At 75.0% G+C, this 17,165-nt stretch carries 19 protein-coding genes; 7 read left to right on the top strand and 12 right to left on the bottom strand.

Going from position 1 to position 17,165, the window contains the following annotated elements; translation table 11 throughout:
• Positions 1 to 106: 106 nt before the first annotated feature.
• The 6 genes from AB6N24_RS03805 to AB6N24_RS03780 all read right to left on the bottom strand — a co-directional run bounded on the left by AB6N24_RS03805 (position 107) and on the right by AB6N24_RS03780 (position 6,274).
• On the bottom strand, positions 107 to 2,002 hold the full coding sequence (locus tag AB6N24_RS03805) for a hypothetical protein (RefSeq protein WP_412868098.1): 1,896 nt from the start codon (positions 2,000 to 2,002) through the stop codon (positions 107 to 109).
• Positions 2,003 to 2,292: 290 nt separating this feature from the next.
• Positions 2,293 to 2,733: a D-aminoacyl-tRNA deacylase gene (gene dtd / locus AB6N24_RS03800; protein ID WP_412868097.1), complete on the bottom strand. Its 441-nt coding sequence runs from the start codon at positions 2,731 to 2,733 to the stop codon at positions 2,293 to 2,295.
• A gap of 67 nt (positions 2,734 to 2,800) precedes the next feature.
• On the bottom strand, positions 2,801 to 3,136 hold the full coding sequence (locus tag AB6N24_RS03795) for a DUF2516 family protein (RefSeq protein WP_412868096.1): 336 nt from the start codon (positions 3,134 to 3,136) through the stop codon (positions 2,801 to 2,803).
• 84 nt (positions 3,137 to 3,220) lie between these two features.
• Positions 3,221 to 4,351 (bottom strand): FUSC family protein, encoded by a 1,131-nt coding sequence (locus tag AB6N24_RS03790; protein WP_412868095.1) that lies wholly within the window; start codon positions 4,349 to 4,351, stop codon positions 3,221 to 3,223.
• Positions 4,352 to 4,373: 22 nt separating this feature from the next.
• Positions 4,374 to 5,669: a CAF17-like 4Fe-4S cluster assembly/insertion protein YgfZ gene (ygfZ, locus tag AB6N24_RS03785; RefSeq protein ID WP_412868094.1), complete on the bottom strand. Its 1,296-nt coding sequence runs from the start codon at positions 5,667 to 5,669 to the stop codon at positions 4,374 to 4,376.
• Complete coding sequence (locus tag AB6N24_RS03780; RefSeq protein WP_412868093.1) at positions 5,669 to 6,274, bottom strand: heme-binding beta-barrel domain-containing protein; 606 nt, start codon at positions 6,272 to 6,274, stop codon at positions 5,669 to 5,671. The genes ygfZ and AB6N24_RS03780 overlap by 1 nt, the downstream gene beginning before the upstream one ends.
• Positions 6,275 to 6,485: 211 nt before the next feature.
• Between AB6N24_RS03780 and AB6N24_RS03775 the strand changes: the two genes are divergently transcribed.
• A complete protein-coding gene (locus tag AB6N24_RS03775; RefSeq protein ID WP_412868092.1) occupies positions 6,486 to 6,857 on the top strand; it encodes a DsrE family protein in 372 nt (123 codons plus the stop codon).
• Between the two features lie 33 nt (positions 6,858 to 6,890).
• Here the strand turns inward: AB6N24_RS03775 and AB6N24_RS03770 are convergent, their stop codons facing one another.
• Positions 6,891 to 7,655 carry a hypothetical protein gene (locus AB6N24_RS03770; protein ID WP_412868091.1) on the bottom strand — a complete coding sequence of 255 codons (765 nt, stop codon included), beginning with the start codon at positions 7,653 to 7,655 and terminating at the stop codon, positions 6,891 to 6,893.
• 200 nt (positions 7,656 to 7,855) lie between these two features.
• On the opposite strand from AB6N24_RS03770, the gene AB6N24_RS03765 reads away from it, so the two are divergent.
• Complete coding sequence (locus AB6N24_RS03765) at positions 7,856 to 8,602, top strand: winged helix-turn-helix transcriptional regulator (protein WP_258725787.1); 747 nt, start codon at positions 7,856 to 7,858, stop codon at positions 8,600 to 8,602.
• A gap of 104 nt (positions 8,603 to 8,706) precedes the next feature.
• The gene (locus AB6N24_RS03760; RefSeq protein ID WP_412868090.1) at positions 8,707 to 9,636 is read left to right on the top strand and encodes an alpha/beta fold hydrolase; all 930 of its coding nucleotides are present in this window, start codon (positions 8,707 to 8,709) and stop codon (positions 9,634 to 9,636) included.
• 96 nt (positions 9,637 to 9,732) lie between these two features.
• Here the strand turns inward: AB6N24_RS03760 and nth are convergent, their stop codons facing one another.
• Positions 9,733 to 10,437 carry an endonuclease III gene (nth, locus tag AB6N24_RS03755; RefSeq protein WP_412868089.1) on the bottom strand — a complete coding sequence of 235 codons (705 nt, stop codon included), beginning with the start codon at positions 10,435 to 10,437 and terminating at the stop codon, positions 9,733 to 9,735.
• Positions 10,438 to 10,606: 169 nt separating this feature from the next.
• Here nth and AB6N24_RS03750 point away from each other — a divergent pair, with 169 nt between their 5' ends.
• Together AB6N24_RS03750 and AB6N24_RS03745 are read left to right on the top strand one after the other, a co-directional pair.
• A complete protein-coding gene (locus AB6N24_RS03750; protein WP_412868088.1) occupies positions 10,607 to 11,017 on the top strand; it encodes a hypothetical protein in 411 nt (136 codons plus the stop codon).
• Positions 11,018 to 11,071: 54 nt separating this feature from the next.
• Positions 11,072 to 11,749, top strand: a complete 678-nt coding sequence (locus AB6N24_RS03745) for a Crp/Fnr family transcriptional regulator (RefSeq protein WP_309485051.1) — start codon at positions 11,072 to 11,074, stop codon at positions 11,747 to 11,749.
• A gap of 119 nt (positions 11,750 to 11,868) precedes the next feature.
• On the opposite strand, the gene AB6N24_RS03740 is transcribed toward AB6N24_RS03745, so the two are convergent.
• From AB6N24_RS03740 to AB6N24_RS03730, 3 genes are read right to left on the bottom strand one after another with little or no spacing between them, the layout of a single operon-like run.
• The gene (locus AB6N24_RS03740) at positions 11,869 to 12,336 is read right to left on the bottom strand and encodes a RidA family protein (RefSeq protein WP_412868087.1); all 468 of its coding nucleotides are present in this window, start codon (positions 12,334 to 12,336) and stop codon (positions 11,869 to 11,871) included.
• Positions 12,336 to 12,494: a Sp36 family protein gene (gene sp36, locus AB6N24_RS03735; RefSeq protein WP_141371944.1), complete on the bottom strand. Its 159-nt coding sequence runs from the start codon at positions 12,492 to 12,494 to the stop codon at positions 12,336 to 12,338. The genes AB6N24_RS03740 and sp36 overlap by 1 nt, the downstream gene beginning before the upstream one ends.
• A 10-nt stretch (positions 12,495 to 12,504) precedes the next feature.
• Entirely contained in the window at positions 12,505 to 12,795 is a 291-nt protein-coding gene (locus AB6N24_RS03730; protein WP_412868120.1) for a WhiB family transcriptional regulator, read from the bottom strand.
• Positions 12,796 to 13,108: 313 nt separating this feature from the next.
• Here AB6N24_RS03730 and AB6N24_RS03725 point away from each other — a divergent pair, with 313 nt between their 5' ends.
• Entirely contained in the window at positions 13,109 to 15,535 is a 2,427-nt protein-coding gene (locus AB6N24_RS03725; RefSeq protein WP_412868086.1) for a penicillin-binding protein, read from the top strand.
• Complete coding sequence (locus AB6N24_RS03720; protein WP_412868085.1) at positions 15,535 to 16,476, top strand: metallophosphoesterase; 942 nt, start codon at positions 15,535 to 15,537, stop codon at positions 16,474 to 16,476. The genes AB6N24_RS03725 and AB6N24_RS03720 overlap by 1 nt, the downstream gene beginning before the upstream one ends.
• Before the next feature lie 149 nt (positions 16,477 to 16,625).
• On the opposite strand, the gene AB6N24_RS03715 is transcribed toward AB6N24_RS03720, so the two are convergent.
• Positions 16,626 to 16,991 (bottom strand): hypothetical protein, encoded by a 366-nt coding sequence (locus AB6N24_RS03715; RefSeq protein ID WP_412868084.1) that lies wholly within the window; start codon positions 16,989 to 16,991, stop codon positions 16,626 to 16,628.
• Positions 16,992 to 17,165 lie beyond the last annotated feature (174 nt).

The following is a 17,165-nucleotide window of genomic DNA, read 5'->3' as shown; positions in this document are numbered from 1 at the left end:
GGCGGGACCGCGCGTCACCTCCACGATCCCACCGCTGCACGACCCGATCCACGGACGGAGCAGGAACCTTCGTGCGGACCTCGCCGGACCTCGGACAGAGCACCGCTCACGCCGCCGCGAGCGTCGTCACCGTCCCCGCCGACCCCCGGTACCTCAGCGCGCCGTCCTGCACGAACAGCACCCCGCCCGTCGGTGCCGCGTCGGGCACGCCGCTGTCGCGCAGGAACATCCCGCCGTCGGTCCCGAGCTGGTTCGGTCCCCGCCGGTAGAGCAGCGTGTCCCGCTCGGCGGCGCCGTCGCCCCACGCGATGGTGCCGTCGACCTGGACGACGAACCGCCGGATCGCGTCCCCGGTCGCGTCGCCCTCGATGACCCGCGCGGTCGGGTCCCCGGCGGGGCCGCTCACGAGGATCCCGTGCCCGCCGGGCAGCAGTGTCTGCACGGTCAGCGCCACGCCGTCGCGCCGCCGCACGACGAGGCCACCCGCGGAGCCCTCGTCGCCCCCGACGAGCACCCGCCCGTCACCCGGGTCGAGCTGCAGCGGGGAGTCGACGTGCACCGCGCCGGGCGCGTACCGCCGGAACTGCAGCTGCGCCCCGCCCGCCGCGGCGCGCAGGATCCAGCGCGGCTGCTTGGCGCCGTGCTCGAGCGAGAACGCGAGGTCCTTGTGCCGGGTGTCGTTGCCGACGATCCGCAGCTGCTCGCCGGCGGCGCCGACCTGGTGCTCGAAGTCCGCGAGGTTGGTCCGGATCGCGGAGCGGTCGGTGCCGATCTTGCCGGTGACCGTGTCGATGAGCTTGATCTCGAACCGCGTCTGGAGGTCGCCGCGGGAGTCGGGGACCTCGAAGTTGAGGTGCCCGTGGCGCAGGTTGTTGCGCAGCTGCGTGGGGTCGTCGTTGTCGAGGAAGTGCGCCCCGATCCAGGCGATCGTGATCGGGTCCTTGGGGTGGACCGCGCGCCCCGAGAAGTCTCCGCCCGCGTAGTGCGGGGTCGGCCAGTGCGCCTGGTAGGCGAGCATCCCCTTGGCGCGCGGGTCCTTGAGCTGGACGCGGATCGACTCGCCGTACCACTTGAAGTGCGGCTGGTACGACTCGAGCACGATCCGCCCCGTCGAGTCGTACAGGTCGGGGCTGCGCTCGCTCCCCCCGGCGCCGGACGACTTGATCCGCAGCGTCCGCGGCTGCTCGACGGACCCGATCGTCAGGTCCTGCTCGACGACCTGGGCGAGCGTCACGGCCCCGGCGAGCGCGGGCACGACCGGCTCCGGGCTCGGCGCGGCGGAGGCGCGGCGGGTCGGTGCGGCGGCGACGGGCGACGCGGCCCACCCGGTGAGCGCCGCGGCCCCGAGCGCGACGGCACCCGCGCGGAACGTGTCCCGCCGCGACAGCGCGCGGTCCTGGGGGCGTGCCGGTGCCGGGCGTGCCCCGGGCGGCGGGGCCAGGGCCGGCCACACCGGTTGCGCGCCCGGCGCGGGAGCGGTCCGCGCCGCGAGGCCCGACCCGGCCGCCGGGGCCTGACCCACCGCAGCCGCCGACGCGGGAACCGGCACGGGCGACGACGCGGTCCAGGACACCGCCGCCGGCGCGGGGCCGGACCCGGGCGCCAGGGCAGACGCACCACCGTGCTCCGCGACGCTGCCGCCGTCCGGCAGCACGACGAGCCGCACCGGCCCGCCCGCCGCGACCCGTGACGGGAGGGCGAACGTGTGCCGTGCGTAGGGCGCCCCGTCGAGCACGACGTCGACCGTGTAGGTCCACCCCGTCAGCGCGCGCCCGGCCCCGTCGGTGAAGCCCGGCTGGTCCGTGACGGGCAGGTCGAGCGTCGCCGTCCCGTCGGCGGTCAGCGCGACGGGCACCGGCCGGGGCGCGACGACGGCTCCCGTGGCTGCCCAGACGCGCGGGGTCGAGGAGGTGACGGTGACCTCGCCGCTCCACGGCTCCCCTGCGTCGTCGACGAACGGGCCGAGCACGACCCTCGCGGTCCGGATGGCTGTCTCCTGCATGTGCTGTCCCCCTGCCGGTGCGCCGGCCGCGGGGGGCGCACCGACCCACCTCCGACCCGGTGCCCTCGTCCGCCGGCGACTCCACCGGACAACCGTGGGACCGTGCGCGGCGCTCACGATCGCACCGCCCGGCGCGGCGGTCCGCCCGGGCGCCCCGCCGTTCACCCGACCGGCTCAACCGCCCTGACCTGCGGGAACGTGCACCGCAGGGCATTCCGGGAGCAATCGCGCCCGGAATGTGGACGGTTGTCCGGGACGGTCGTGCGCGCCGTCGCAGCGACGGAGGAGCCTCACGCGGGCTCGGGCACCGACTCCAGCAGGATCGTCACGGGCCCGTCGTTGACGAGCTCGACGGCCATGTCAGCCCCGAACACCCCGGTCGCGACCTCGATGCCCCGCTCCTGCAGCGCCGTGACCACCGCGTCCACGAGCGGCTCGGCGACGTCGCCGGGAGCGGCGGCGTTCCACGTGGGCCGCCGGCCCTTGCGCGTGTCGGCGTAGAGCGTGAACTGGCTGACCACGAGCACGGGCGCGCCCACGTCGAGCACCGACTGCTCGTCGCGCAGGATCCGCAGGTCCGCGATCTTCCGGGCGATCAGCTCGACCTGCGCCGGGCCGTCCCCGGGCGTCACGCCGACGAACGCGACGAGCCCCGGACGGTCGAGCCGGCCCACGACGTCGCCGTCGACCGTGACGGACGCGCGCGTGACCCGCTGGACCACGGCCCTCACTGGCGCGCTCCCGCGGCGGCGCCGGCGCGCGTGACGAGGACGGGGCGCGCCCTCACCAGCAGGGCCCTCACCAGCCGCCGCGCGGACCCGACGGACCGCGCCCGCGCCCGCCCGAGTACGGCGTGACCGCGGGCTTGACGTCGGCGAGGTAGACGGCGGCGGCGACCGCGCTGCCGAGCGCGAGGAAGCTCAGGTACCCGAAGCCGATCGGGTAGGGCAGCGCGACGAACGCGAACAGGACCGCGGCCCCGAGGACCAGCCCCCAGAACTTCTTGGTCCGCTTGCCCGCGCTGAGGAACGCCTGCGCGGGGCGCCGCAGCAGGTCGACCAGCGCCCACACCGCGAGCAGGAAGATCACGACGTAGAACGCGACATAGACGAGGGTCTGCACGGCTCCGATCACGAGGCGAGCCTACGTGGCCGCGCGTCCGGGGCGCTCCCGCTCCGGGGTCGACCCCGCACCGGTCTCCGCGTCGCCGCGCCCGCCTCACAGCTCCGGCAGCGCCTCGCGGGCCTCGCCGCCCGGGGCGCCGGCCGCCTCGAGCAGGTCGACGGTGAGCGAGCGGAGCAGCAGCACGAGGCTCTGCACCTGCCAGTCGTCGGGGGCCAGCCGGAACGGGTCGAGCCGCTCGGCGACCGCGACCAGCTCGCGCCGGGTCGGGAGCGTGCCACCCCCGACCGCGAGCGAGCCCGCGAGCGACTCGGTGGCGCGCGCGAGCTGCTCGAGCGTCCCGCCGACCTCGCCGAGGCCCCGGTCGTGGTCGGCCTCGACGACCGACAGCGAGCGCCGCGCCAGCACGCGCGCGTTGCGCATGGCCCGGTCGACGTAGACCGCCGAGGCCCCGAGCGCCCCCAGCTCGTCGCGGTGCCGTCGACCCGCAGGCGAGACACGGGCGAGGTTGCGGGCGTTCGCCGCCCCCTCGCGCCAGTCGTCGAGCGCGGGCTGGGACGCCCGGCCGCGGATCAGGGCGTCCTCGACGTCGTGCGCCGAGCCGGTCCGCAGCCCGCGGGCCAGGACGTCCAGCATCCCGGCGAGCTCGAGCACCGCCTGCCGGGCCTGCGCACGGGGGCGGCGCCGCGGGTCGTCGGGGCTGAGCGCCGCGACCCCGAGCGCGACCACGCCGCCGACGAGGGCGTCGGTCCACCGCCCGAGCGGGCTGCTGCCGGAGGCGGAGAGCGCCGGCAGCCCGACGATGACGATCGCCTGCACCCCGGCCTGCGTCGTGAGGACGGCCCCGCGGTCGATGAACCGGGCCAGCGTCGCGGAGACGAACAGGACGAGCGCGATCTGCCAGGGGCCGCTCCCGATGACGTGCACGACGAGGTCGCCGAGCCCGACACCGATCGCGACGCCCACGGCGAGCTCCGCGACGCGCCGCACCTGCCGGTCCGCGCTGAACCCGAGCGCGACCCACGCGCAGACGGGTGCGAAGAACGGGAACTCGTGGCCGAGCGCGTAGTAGGCCAGCGCCCACGACAGGCCCGCCGCGACCGCGGCCTGGAGCGTCGGGACGAACGACGTCCGCACCCGCGCCCGGCCCTGGCGCACGCGCGCGGCGACCTGCACGCGGGCCGCCCGCCGGAAGCCCGGCTCGTCGGGCGTGGTCGCCTCGCTCACGCGCGCACCACCGCCCGGACGGTCACAGGCTCGGGCGCTGCCCCAGGCCGCGCGTCAGGGGCCCGCGGGCGGCGGGCCGGTCGGCCGAGACCCCCTCGCCCGCGACGACGACCTCCTGGCCGGCCGCGACCGCCCCGCCGTCGCAGTCGACGACGAGCTCGGCGTCCACCGGCGTCGAGCGCTTGACGACCGCGAGCGCGACGGGCCCGAGCTCGTGGTGCCGCGCGACGCTCGTGACCTGACCGACCGCGCGCCCGGCCTGGCCGCCGTTCGCGAGGTCCCCGAGCTCGCGGACCTCCGCGCCCGGCTCGGGCAGCAGGTGGCCGGACCCGTCGAGGTGCAGCATGACGAGCCGGCGCGGCGGTCGGCCGAGGTTGTGCACGCGCGCGACCGTCTCCTGGCCGCGGTAGCAGCCCTTGACGAGGTGCACCGCGGTGCGCAGCCAGTCCAGCTCGTGCGGGATCGAGCGGTGGTCGACCTCGCGGCCGAGCCGCGGACGCCACGCCTCGACGCGCACGGCCTCGCTGGCCCACGTGCCGACGAGCGGCCAGCCGGCGGCCTCGCGCGCGGCGACGGCCTCGGCGAGCTCGGCGCGCGGCACGAGCACGAGCCGCCACGCCCGGTCGAGCCCGGGGTGCTGCGCGTCGTCGGGCCCGTAGCGGGTGCCGCCCGGCGCGGTGTGCGGCCAGGGGTCGCGCCAGGTGATCGGCTCGCCCTCGGCGCCCTCGGCGGAGACCGGCTCGCCGATCGCAGCCCAGTCGTCCGTCACGTCGGCGACCTCGACGCGCAGCGTGAAGCGCATGCGGTCCAGCCACGCGGCGAGGGTCGGCGCGTGCGCGCCCTCGGTGATCAGCCAGGTCGCCTCGCCGTCGTCGACGACGCCCGCGGCGTGCTCGACGTGCCCCTGCGGGCTGAGCACGAGCAGCTCGGTCGAGGTCCGCGGCGCGAGGTCCGTGAGGTGCTGCGACGTGATCGAGTGCAGCCACGTGAGCCGGTCCGGGCCCGCGACGCGCACGACCCCGAGGTGGGACTGGTCGACGACCGCTCCCCCGCGGGTGAGCGCGCGCTGCTCGGCGGTCGGGTCCCCGTAGTGCCACGCGACGCCGGCGTCCGGCCCGGCGCCGGCGACGGCCCCGCGGCGGCGCAGCAGCGGCGAGGTGTGCCGGGGCGGTGCCACGACCGCCGTCGCGTCACCCTCGGTCAGGCCCTGCCCGACGGCGCCCGCGGCCCCGGTCAGCGTCCCGGCGCCCTCGGCGAGCGGGGTGTCCGGGGTGCCCGTGACGGCCTGCCCGAGCTCCGGCCCGGTGCCCGTGGTCATCAGGACCCGTCCCGGACGAGGCGCGCCGACGCGTACGACTGCATCGGGTGGCCGAACGCCGCGATGTCGTGGGCCCACATGAGGTCGCCCTCGACGAGCCCGTAGAGCCGCTTGCCGGCACTGACCTCGGCACCGGTCGCGGTGCGCGCGATGAGGTCGCTCACCAGGTCGATGCGCCCCTTGCCGACCGCGCCGACGTACAGCGCGACGTGGCCCGACGGGTCGGAGAGGAGCACCTCGACGGGGTGCTGCTCGTCGGTCAGCTCGTCCGTGCGCTCCGGCGGGACGCGCCAGTAGCCGGACTCGGTCGCCCACACGGGCCCTGGTCCGTCGACCGGGCCGGGCGGCACGTCGTCGTGCGCGGGACCGTCGGGCGTCACGCCGTCCGCGACGAGGGCGGCGGCGTCGTCGGGCACCTCCACGAGGCGGATGGTCGACGTGTACGCGAGGTACGGGCCGCCGTCGTGGGTGAACTCGACCACCTGCGTGAAGGGAGCCTCGTCGATGCCGGGGTACCCGACGACGCCCTCGCCGGACCAGCGTCCGACGAGCCACGCGAGCGGGTACACCTCGGGAGCGAGTCCCTCGGGCAGGGTGAATGCCATGGCTGCCTTCCTCTGTCGGACCGTGCGGGACGCGCCCGCAGCAGCCCGGCCTCAGGACCCGGTGGTCAGCGCTGGCCCTTGAACAGCCGGTACACCACGTACACCGAGAACCAGCCGATGGTCAGCGCGGAAGCGACCAGGAGACCGATGAACACTGCTTCGAGCGTGTGCATCCCCCGATCCTAACGACCCCCACCCCTACGCTCTTCCCGTGACGACCCCCAGGCGCTCGCTCGTGATCAAGTCGACATCCGGCACCGACCGGCCCGAGGCCGCGAACCAGGCCCTGACCGTCGCCGCCGCCGGTGTCGCGGCCGGCGTGGACGTCAGCCTGTGGCTGACCGGCGAGTCGGCGTGGTTCGGCGTCCCGGGGCGCGCGGCCGACCTCGTGCTCGAGCACGCCGCCGCCGCGCAGGACCTGATCGAGACCGTGCTCGAGGGGGGCCGGGTCACGGTCTGCACGCAGTGCGCGGCCCGCCGCGGCATCGGGCCCGACGACGTGCTGCCCGGTGTGCGGATCGCCGGGGCGGCGGTGTTCGTCGAGGAGTCGCTCGCGGAGGGCGCGCAGGCGCTCGTCTACTGACGCGCGGCGTCGAGCCGGCGCGCAGGCTCCGGCTCAGCCGACGAGCACGCGCCCGACGACGTAGACGAGGATCCCCGTGACCGGCACGGGCACGACGAGCGCCGCGATCGCCGCGGGCCGGCGCGAGAGCGCGGGCAGCCGGTCGAACAGCTCCTGGAGCGAGCTCACGAGCACCCCGACCCCGATGCCGAGCAGCGCACCGGCCAGCGGGTCGATCGACGGCAGCACGAGCCCGCCGACGGCCCCCGCGGCCGCCGCCACGCCGGTCGTCACACCGGCGCCCGTCCAGCCGTGGAAGGGCAGCGCGGACGCCGCCGAGCCCGCCGCGAGCGCGAGCGCCCCGGCCACGAGCAGGCTGGCCCCGCCGGGCGTGTGCTGCGTCGCGACCCAGCCCGCGGCGGTGACCGCGATGAGCGTCCCCGCGACCGTGCCCGTGACCGACTCGACGAGCCGCTCGCGCCCGCCGCGCCGCGCGAGCTCGTTGACGAACGCGAGCAGCACCGAGAACGCGAACACGACCGGCAGCCCGCGCAGGTACGGCTCGTCGACGGTCCGCTGGACCGTCGCGACGGCACCGACGCCGACGAGGGCGATCACGATCGACGAGCCCAGCCGGCCCGGGAGCTGCGCCAGGACCGGCCAGCCGATCGCGAACGCGACGGTGAGCAACGCCACGACGGCGGGCAGCGCGTACTGCGCGTACGGCACGTCGAGCACCGTCGGGTCGCTCACGTAGCCCGCGACGGCGACGAGCGCCGCGAGCGCGGCCGTGGAGACCGCACGTGTCGAGACCTGCACCGGGACCTACCGCACCCGTCCGGGGACCGTCGCCTCGCCCGGCACGGACGGCGCCGGGGTGGGTCGGCTCACGGGCACGGACGGGGTCGAGGAGCGGGGCACGGCGACGATTGTCGCAGACGGGCCCACCCGGACAGCCGCGTCGAGGACCGCGCCGAGCCTGTACCGTGAAGGCCACTCCCAGGCTAGGAGGTCCGCCGGTGGCAGATCTGCTGCTCCTCACACCGTCCTCCGGGGGCTCGGCACAGGTGCTCCCGGCACTCGGCCTGCTCTCGCACCGGGTGCGGGTCCTCCCGGTCGAGCCGTCGGCACTCGTCGACGCGCCCGACGCCGACATCCTCGTGCTCGACGCACGCCGCGACCTCGTGAACGCCCGCACCACGTGCCGGCTGCTGCGCGCCACCGGGCTGACCGTCCCGCTCGTGCTCGTCCTCACGGAGGGCGGCCTGACGGTCGTCACCGCCGAGTGGGGCGCGGACGACATCGTCCTCGAGCACGCCGGCCCGGCCGAGGTCGAGGCCCGCTTCCGCCTCGTCATGGAGCGCGCGGCGACCGCGGGGTACGACGACGCCCCGCAGGAGATCTCCTCGGGCGAGCTCACGATCGACGCCGGCGGGTACACCGCGCGGCTGCGCGGCCGTCCGCTCGACCTCACCTACAAGGAGTTCGAGCTCCTCAAGTACCTCGTGCAGCACCCGGGCCGCGTGTTCACGCGCGCGCAGCTGCTGCAGGAGGTCTGGGGGTACGACTACTACGGGGGTACCCGGACGGTCGACGTCCACGTCCGCCGGCTGCGCGCCAAGCTCGGCCCTGAGCACGAGCAGCTCATCGGCACGGTCCGCAACGTCGGCTACCGCTTCGACCCGCCCAAGGACCGCCGGACGGCCGCGTCCCTCGAGGCCGACGCCGAGCCGCTCGAGGACGCCGGGCTCCCCTCGGACGCCTGACGGCGCCCACCCGCCCACCTGTGCGCCACCGCGGTGCCCGCCCGGTCACCCCGGACGGATGACGGCGGCCCCTGCGGACCCCGCCAGGCGGTAGGTTCCCCGGGGTGACCGTCGACTCCTCCACCCTGCTCATCGACGGACCCTGGCGGCACCAGCACGTCGCCGCGAACGGCGCCCGCTTCCACGTCGCGCTCGCCGGGCCGGACGACAACGACGCCCCGCTCGTGGTCCTCCTGCACGGGTTCCCGCAGTTCTGGTGGGCGTGGCGGCACCAGGTGCCCGCGCTCGCGGAGGCGGGGTACCGGGTCGCCGCGATGGACCTGCGCGGGTCGGGCGGCTCCGACAAGCCCCCGCTCGGCTACGACGTGCCGACCCTCGTCCGGGACGTCGCCGGGCTCGTGCGCTCGCTCGGCTCGCAGCGCGCGGTCGTCGTCGGCAGCGGCACGGGCGGCGAGGTCGCGTGGGCGATGCCCGCCTACCAGCCCGACGTCACGCTCGCGGTCGCGGCGCTCTCCGCCCCGCACCCCCTGCAGGCCCGCTCGCAGCGCGGCGCCGCGCTCCGGCTCCGCGCGGCCCGTCACCTCGCGTTCTTCCAGCTCCCGCTCCTGCCCGAGCGCGCGCTGACCCGCACGGACCTCGTGGTCCGCCTCCTGCGGGAGTGGTCGGGCGGCACGGCGTGGCTCACGCCGGAGGTCGCGACCACGTACCGCCGCGCCGCGTCCGTGCCGTTCGCCGCGCACTCGGCGATGGAGCAGGTGCGCTGGCTCGTGCGCTCGGGCCCCCGCATGGACGGCCAACGCCACCTCGCGGCCCTGCGCGCGGCCGAGGCGGTCCCGGTCCTGCAGCTGCACGGCGGTGCGGACGGCTGCCGCTCGGCGCCCTACGCCGCAGCCACGGGGCGGGTCGCTCGCGGGCTCGGCGCCGGCTACCGGTTCGAGCTCATCCCCGGGAAGGGGCACTTCCTCGCCGAGGAGGCGCCCGAGCGGGTCAACGAGCTGCTGCTGCGGTGGCTCCGCGAGGTCGCGCCCGTCTGACTCCGCACGACCGGGACGGCGGCGCGGTCGTCGGGCGTGCTCGCCCTGCGGGAACGGGCATCGCGGGGGCCGCGGCGCGTGGTCGGGCCGCGGGCGTCAGCCCTTGAGCATCGCCTCGGCGCGCTCCGGGTCGGTCTCGCCCACCCCGTACGACGGGCAGTCGAGCGCGACCGGGCACGCCCCGCACGCGGGGTTGCGGGCGAAGCACGTGCGCCGGCCGTGGAAGATCAGCCGGTGCGACGCCATGGTCCACTCGCGCTTCTCGACGAGCTCGCCGAGCTCCAGCTCGACCTTGACGGGGTCCTCGGACTCCGTCCAGCCGAGCCGCCGGGCGAGCCGGCCGACGTGGGTGTCGACCGTGATCCCCGGGACGCCGAACGCGTTGCCGAGCACGACGTTCGCCGTCTTGCGGCCGACGCCCGGGAGCGTCACCAGGTCCTCGAGCCGCGCCGGGACCTCGCCGCCGAACCGCTCGACGAGCGCCTGCCCGATGCCGATGACCGCGTCGGCCTTGGCGCGGAAGAAGCCGGTGGGGCGCAGCACGTCCTGGAGGTCCTCGCGGTTCGCCGACGCGTACGCCGCCGCGTCCGGGTAGCGCGAGAACAGCTCGGGGGTGACCTGGTTGACGCGCACGTCGGTGGTCTGCGCGGACAGCACGGTCGCGACCAGCAGCTCGAGCGGCGTCGTGAAGTCGAGCTCGCAGTGCGCGTCGGGGTAGCGCAGCGCGAGCACCCGGTTGACGCGCCGGGCCCGGCGCACGCGCGCCAGGTGGGTCTCGGTGTTCCACCGGCGCGTCGTCACACGGGCAGCCTACGGGGCGGGGCGTCCGCGTGGTCCTCGTTGGGCCCGCCGGGTGATCGTGACCTGCCCGGACGCCACGCACCTCAAGTCCGCGCCCTCCCGCGTCGAACTACCGGGTGAACCGCCGACAGGGCGGCGGCGCAGAGACGGGAGCGGACGGATGTCGCTGGTGGTCGAGACCTCCGTGGCCGACCGGCTGAGCGACCACCGTGCAGCCCTGAACGCCGAGCGCCGGCGGGTCGCGCACTGGCGCCGGCTCGTCCGGGCCCGCCTGGACGTCGCGATCGCGGTCATCACGGTCCCCGAGCCGCTCGGGGTCGACGGCGAGACCCTCCTCCCGGCAGGCGCTGCCCCGGACATCCCGCGTCACGTCGAGCTGCTCCGCTCGCTGCGCGCCGGTCTCCCGATGGCCGAGGTGCACCAGCTCGAGGCGCTGCGCGACCTCGACGGCCGGCTCGCGCGCTACCAGGCGGAGGTGGACGTGGCGTTCGCCGCGGCGACCGACCGCTTCGTCGAGCACCTCGCCGAAGAGCCCGCCACGCCGCCCGCCAGGACCCTCGTCCGCCCTGACCGGGGCTGATGCGGCAGACTGTCCCCTGGCAGCAGTGTCCGGCGGAGCGGGTGGAGGTCCAGCGTGGAGGACGACGTCGTACTGTCGGCCCCGTTGTTCGTGAACATGGACCCCGAGGCGGCCCGTGCACTGATCGCGTCGATGTCCCCGATCGAGGTCAGCCGGGGTGACGTGCTCTTCCACGAGGGCGAGCGCGGTGACCGGCTCTTCGTGATCACGTCCGGGAAGATCAAGCTAGGCCGGCGCTCGAGCGACGGCCGCGAGAACCTGCTGTCCGTGCAGGGACCGGGTGAGATGTTCGGCGAGCTGTCGCTGTTCGACCCCGGCCCGCGCACCGCGACCGCCACCGTCGTGGCCGACGCGCGCCTGCTCGAGCTCGCCCACTCGGCGCTCATCGCGTGGCTCGAGGCGAACCCGACCGTCGCGATGCACCTGCTCAAGGCGCTCGCGCACCGGCTCCGGCGCACCAACGAGGCGCTCGCGGACCTCGTGTTCTCCGACGTGCCCGGCCGGGTGGCCAAGGCGCTGCTGGACCTGGCGACGCGCTTCGGCGAGACCGTCGACGAGGGCATCCGCGTCGCGCACGACCTGACGCAGGAGGAGCTCGCCCAGCTCGTGGGCGCCTCCCGCGAGACCGTGAACAAAGCGCTGGCCGACTTCGCCGCGCGCGGCTGGGTCCGCCGCGAGGGGCGCGCGGTCGTGCTCCTCGACGTCGACCGCCTGGAGCGCCGCGCGCGCTGAGCCGCACGCAGCACGCACCGACGAGGGCCCCGACCGCACGTGCGGTCGGGGCCCTCGTCGGTGCGGGTGCGGGCCGCCCCGGGCGGGCGGCGCCGTCGGGGGTCGGTCGGGCGGCGCCGTCAGGCGACCTCGGCGACGACCTCGACCTCGACGGGCGAGTCGAGCGGCAGGACCGCGACGCCGACCGCGGAGCGCGCGTGCACGCCCGCGTCCCCGAGGACGTCGCGGAGCAGGTCGCTCGCGCCGTTGATCACCGCGGGCTGCCCGGTGAACGTCGGGTCGCTCGCGACGAAGCCCACGACCTTGACGATCCGCACGACGTTGTCGAGGCCCCCGGCGACCGACGCGACCGCGGCGAGGGCGTTGAGCGCGGCCGTGCGCGCGAGCTCCGCGGCGTCCGCCGGGTCCACGAGACCCTCGCCCGTGCCGACCTTGCCGGTCCGGGGCAGAGCGCCGTCGACGAAGGGCAGCTGCCCGGAGGTGTAGACGTACTGCCCGGTCCGGACCGCCGGCGTGTACGACGCGACGGGCGCCGCGACCGGCGGCAGCTCGAGGCCGAGCTCGGCGAGCCGCTCGGAGGCCCCCATCACGCGCCCTTGGGTCGCTTCAGGTACGCCACGAGGCCCGCGTCGGGCCCCTGGATCACCTGGACGAGCTCCCAGCCGTCGGCACCCCACTGGTCGAGGATCGCCTTGGTGGCGTGGATGATCAGGGGGACGGTCGCGTACTCCCACGTGGTGGCCATGGGCCACACCCTAGCGGGCGGCCCCGACCGGCTCCCCCGTCCCGACGAGCTCTGCCCGCCACGACCGGACCTCGGGCCGCCGGCGCAGCAGCGCCCGGCGCTCGCGCTCCGTCATGCCGCCCCAGACCCCGAAGTCCATCCGGTTGTCGAGCGCGTCCGCGAGGCACTCGAGCCGCACCGGGCACCCGGTGCACACCGACCTCGCCTCCCGCTGGGCGGCCCCCTCGACGAACAGCGCGTCGGGGGACACCTTGCCGACGCCGCACGCGGCCCCAGCGACCCAGTGCGCGTCCTGCAGCATCGTCGCCACGCAGATACCTCTCGTCGACCTCCGCCGGTCGATCCGGCGCCCCGTAGCGCCTGAGCGCCCTGCGGGGACCGTAGTGCCTGGTGACACCAGCCCACAGTCCTCCGATCGGGTCATCTTCTGCCGTTTTCACCCGATTTGCCCCGTGCCGGGCTATTGGCCGCCCGCCGGACAGCACGACGACGGCTCGCGATCCTGTGCGGGCGCGGGAGGAGCGGCGGAGGAGGTGTGCAGGTCGCGTGGAGACGGGGACCTGCGTGACGGTCGCCACGTCGCGTCGTCAGCCGCCTCACGTACCCTACGGACCATGGCTACCTCTGTGCGCGGCCGTCAGGTCAACGCGTTCCAGGCGCTCGCGCTGCTCCTCGCGTTCGTCCTCATGGCCGGCGTCGGGGGCCTGCTCGCCGCCGGGCTCATCCTGCCGGCCGTCGCCGTCACGAACGGTGCGACCGACCTGACGGTCACCGCGTTCGACGACCTGCCGTCCGAGCTCGGGGAGCAGCGACCGCTGTCGGAGAAGTCGACGATGCTTGCGGCGGACGGCTCGGTGCTGGCGACCTTCTACCACGACAACCGCATCGTCGTCGCCCTCGACCAGATCGCGCCCATCATGCGCCAGGCGGTCCTCGCGGTCGAGGACAAGCGGTTCTACGAGCACGGCGGCATCGACCCCACCGGCATGGCGCGCGCGACCGTCAAGACCCTCCTGAGCGACCAGAAGGAGGGCGCGTCGACGCTCACGCAGCAGTACGTCAAGAACGTGCTCATCGAGAAGGCCAAGCGCGAGGACGACCGCGACGCGCTCGAGGCAGCCCGGACCGCGGAAGGCGCCGAGGGCATCAGCCGCAAGCTCCGCGAGGCGAAGCTGGCCATCGCGCTCGAGAAGAGCATGCCGAAGGACCAGATCCTCGAGAACTACCTGAACATCGCGCAGTTCGGCATCGCCATCTACGGCGTCGAGGCGGCAGCGCAGTACTACTTCAGCAAGCCCGCCGCCGAGCTCACCTACCTCGAGGCCGCGACGATCGCCGGGATCACGCAGGCGCCGACCAAGTGGGACCCCGTCAAGAACCCCGTCGACGCGACGAACCGCCGCGCGACGGTCCTGGGACTCATGCGCGACCAGGGGATCATCACGCCCGAGGAGCACGACGCCGGGATCGCGACGCCGATCGAGACCACACTCCGCGTGCAGAACACGAAGCTCGGCTGCAGCACCGCCGGTGAGGTCGTCCCGGGGTCCGGCTACTTCTGCGACTACGTCACGAAGGTCATGATCCACGACCCCGCGTTCGGGGCGACGCTCGAGGAGCGCCAGGAGCTGCTGTACCGCGGCGGGCTGACCATCACCACGACGCTCGACCCACGCCTGCAGGCCGCCGCGGACGCCGAGGTCAAGAACGGCATCCCCGTCGACGACGCGTCCGGGATCGGCTCGGCCATCTCGGTCGTCCGGCCGGGGACCGGCGAGATCCTCGCGATGGCGCAGAACCGCAACTACAACAACACCGCGAGCGCGACCGAGACGTCCGTGAACTGGAACGCGGACAACCTCTACGGCGCAGCGAGCGGCTTCCCGCCCGGTTCGACGTTCAAGCCGTTCACGCTCCTCGAGTGGCTCAAGCAGGGCCACAGCCTGCGCGAGCAGGTGAACGGTGCGGTGCGTCCGCTCAACGAGAACCAGTTCCGGGCGTGCGGCAAGAAGGGCAAGAACAGCCCGTACACGCCCGGCAACGCCGAGGGCAAGGGCGCCATGATGTCGGTGCTCGACGCGACGAAGAACTCCGTGAACCTCGCGTACCTCACGATGGCGACGCAGCTCGACCTGTGCAACATCATGCAGGGCGCCGAGCAGCTCGGGATCCACAAGGCGGGGGGCAATTCCGGGGACGGCACGTTCGACCCTTTCCCGGCGAATGTGCTCGGGACGAACTCGGTCGCGCCGCTGTCGATGGCCGAGGCCTTCGCGACCTTCGCCTCGGGCGGCACCCACTGCTCCCCGATCGCGATCACGAAGATCCTCGACGCCAACGGTGCGGAGCTGCCGGTCCCGTCGGCGAACTGCGCGCAGGCCATCGAGCCTCGGGTCGCCAACGCGATGAACTATGCCTTGAGCAACGTCTGGTCGGGTACCGCGAGCTCGGTCGACGCCCCGCCGTTCCCGTCGGCCGGGAAGACCGGTACGACCTCCGAGAACGAGCACACCTGGTTCGTCGGCTACACGCCCGTCATGGCGGCGTCGGTGTGGGTCGGCTACCCCGACGGGATGTTCCAGATGAAGAACGTCCGGGTCAAGGACAAGGTCATCCCTCGTATGTTCGGCGCGTCCGTGGCCGCCCCGACGTGGAAGCGGTTCATGGAGCAGGCCCTTGCGGGCCAGGAGGTCCCGGCGTTCGGCGAGGTGTCGCCGACGGACCTCAACGGCAAGCAGATCGGTGTCCCGAGCGTCCTCGGGTGGGACCCGGGCGAGGCGCAGCGCATGCTCGAGTCCGCCGGCTTCGCCGTGGTCGTCGACCCGACGCAGGTGCCCTCGACGATGGCCGCAGGACGCGTTGCGGGTCAGTCTCCGAGCGGTGAGGCACCGACGGGGGCGACCATCACGCTCACCGTCTCGAACGGGCAGCGGCCGCAGGACGGTCAGCCGCAGCCGGCGCCCGGCCAGGACGGCGGCCAGCAGGGCGGCGGCAACGGCGGCAACGGCGGCCCCGGTCGTGGGAACGGCGGCAACGGCTGATGCCGGCCGGTACGGCGCGGGCCCTCGGCGGGCTCGCGCTCGGTGGCGTGGGCGCGCTCGCGTGGGCCTCGCTCGTCGAGGTGCGCTGGTACGCGCTCCGTGAGGTCACGGTCCCCGTGCTGCCCGCGGGCGAGGCGCCGCTGCGCGTCCTGCACCTCGCGGACCTGCACCTCGTGCCCGGCCAGCGCCGCAAGGTCGACTGGGTGCGCGACCTCGCGTCGCTCGACGCCGACCTCGTGATCGACACGGGCGACAACTGGGCGCACCTCGGCGCGATGGGCCCGCTGCTGCACGCGCTCGAGCCGCACCTCGCGAAGCCCGGTGCGTTCGTGATGGGCTCGAACGACTACGTCGCCCCCGTCCCCAAGAACCCGGGCCGCTACCTGCTGCCGGACTCGCGCGGGACCCGACGCCAGACGCCCACGGAGCTCCCGTGGCGCGAGCTCGCTGCGCGCTTCCGTGGCGCCGGGTGGAAGGACCTGACCAACCGGCGCGACGTGCTCGACGTGGCGGGGCGGCGGGTCTCGCTCGTCGGGGTCGACGACGCGCACCTCGACCAGGACCGCTTCCCCGAGGCAGGGGGCACCGACGACGCGCGCACCGGGGCGACGCCCGTCGACCTGCACCTCGGCGTCACGCACGCGCCCTACCGGCGGGTGCTCGACGCGATGCACGCCGACGACGCGGACCTCGTCATCGCCGGTCACACGCACGGTGGGCAGCTCGCCGTGCCGTTCTACGGCGCTCTCGTGACGAACTGCGACCTCGACCGGGGGCGCGCCAAGGGTCTGCACGGCTGGCCGGGCGCGCGACCGGACCGCTCGGGCGGCGACGGGTCGACGTGGCTGCACGTCTCTGCGGGCCTCGGGACGTCGCCGTACGCCCCTGTGCGCTTCGCGTGCCGCCCGGAGGCGACGCTGATCACGCTCGTCGCGCGCTGACGCTGCACGGCGGCCACGCGCCCCGCACCGCGCTCCGGTCGCTGCCGTTCACCAGCCGCCCCGCCCGGGAGCGAGCAGTGCGCGCGTGCTGAGCGCCCTGACCGCTCCGCCGCGAGCTCGTCCCGCAGACGGGGACGCTCGTGCCACGCTCACTCGAGAGTGACCTCGACGAAGGTGTCGACGTACTCGGGAAGCGGGAGGCCGTCGGGGCAAGGCGCGCCGACGAGGTCGACCTGAGGGTCGTCGCCACCCCGCACCTCGAGCTGCGTGCAGAGCCGGACCACCACCTCGCTGGAGAACCACCCGCCCCCCTGGTTCTCCGACACGTCGTAGACCATGACCAGCTCGAGATCGCCGTCGCCGAGCTCGTGGATCGCTGCCTGCCGGCCGAGAGCCGTTCGCGACCACGCGTCCGTCGCGTCACGGACCGTCGCCGCGCCGCTGTGCGCGCGCATCGCCTCCCGGAGCGCAGCCGCGTCGTCGAGGGCGCCCGCCCGGGCGTCGGTCGTCGCCATGTCCACCGAGATCGACTCGTCCGGACCACAGCCCGTGGCGACGAGCGCGAGAACGCCGAGGCCGGCACCGCCCACGGCCCGGCGGAGCGCCGTCGGCCCGGGCCCCCGGGAACCGTCCGCTCGAGGAGCGTGGCGTGCTGCTCCCGCCCGAGGGCGACGGGTCGGCGACTTCGA

The sequence above is a fragment of the Cellulomonas jepli genome, assembly GCF_047229345.1.
In the GTDB taxonomy this organism is placed as follows: Bacteria; Actinomycetota; Actinomycetes; order Actinomycetales; family Cellulomonadaceae; genus Cellulomonas_A.
The sequence above is the reverse complement of the archived record's forward strand: the minus strand, read 5'-3'. Positions and strand labels throughout refer to the sequence as shown.

Coding starts and splice junctions, on each gene's coding strand:
- AB6N24_RS03780 (WP_412868093.1), bottom strand. CDS start 6,274: ATGGCATTCACCCTGCCCGAGGGACTCGCTCCCGAGGTGTACCCGCTC.
- sp36 (WP_141371944.1), bottom strand. CDS start 12,494: ATGGCCACCACGTGGGAGTACGCGACCGTCCCCCTGATCATCCACGCC.
- AB6N24_RS03730 (WP_412868120.1), bottom strand. CDS start 12,795: ATGCTGCAGGACGCGCACTGGGTCGCTGGGGCCGCGTGCGGCGTCGGC.
- ygfZ (WP_412868094.1), bottom strand. CDS start 5,669: ATGACCACGGGCACCGGGCCGGAGCTCGGGCAGGCCGTCACGGGCACC.
- AB6N24_RS03740 (WP_412868087.1), bottom strand. CDS start 12,336: ATGGGGGCCTCCGAGCGGCTCGCCGAGCTCGGCCTCGAGCTGCCGCCG.
- AB6N24_RS03725 (WP_412868086.1), top strand. CDS start 13,109: ATGGCTACCTCTGTGCGCGGCCGTCAGGTCAACGCGTTCCAGGCGCTC.
- AB6N24_RS03805 (WP_412868098.1), bottom strand. CDS start 2,002: ATGCAGGAGACAGCCATCCGGACCGCGAGGGTCGTGCTCGGCCCGTTC.
- AB6N24_RS03715 (WP_412868084.1), bottom strand. CDS start 16,991: ATGGCGACGACCGACGCCCGGGCGGGCGCCCTCGACGACGCGGCTGCG.
- AB6N24_RS03720 (WP_412868085.1), top strand. CDS start 15,535: ATGCCGGCCGGTACGGCGCGGGCCCTCGGCGGGCTCGCGCTCGGTGGC.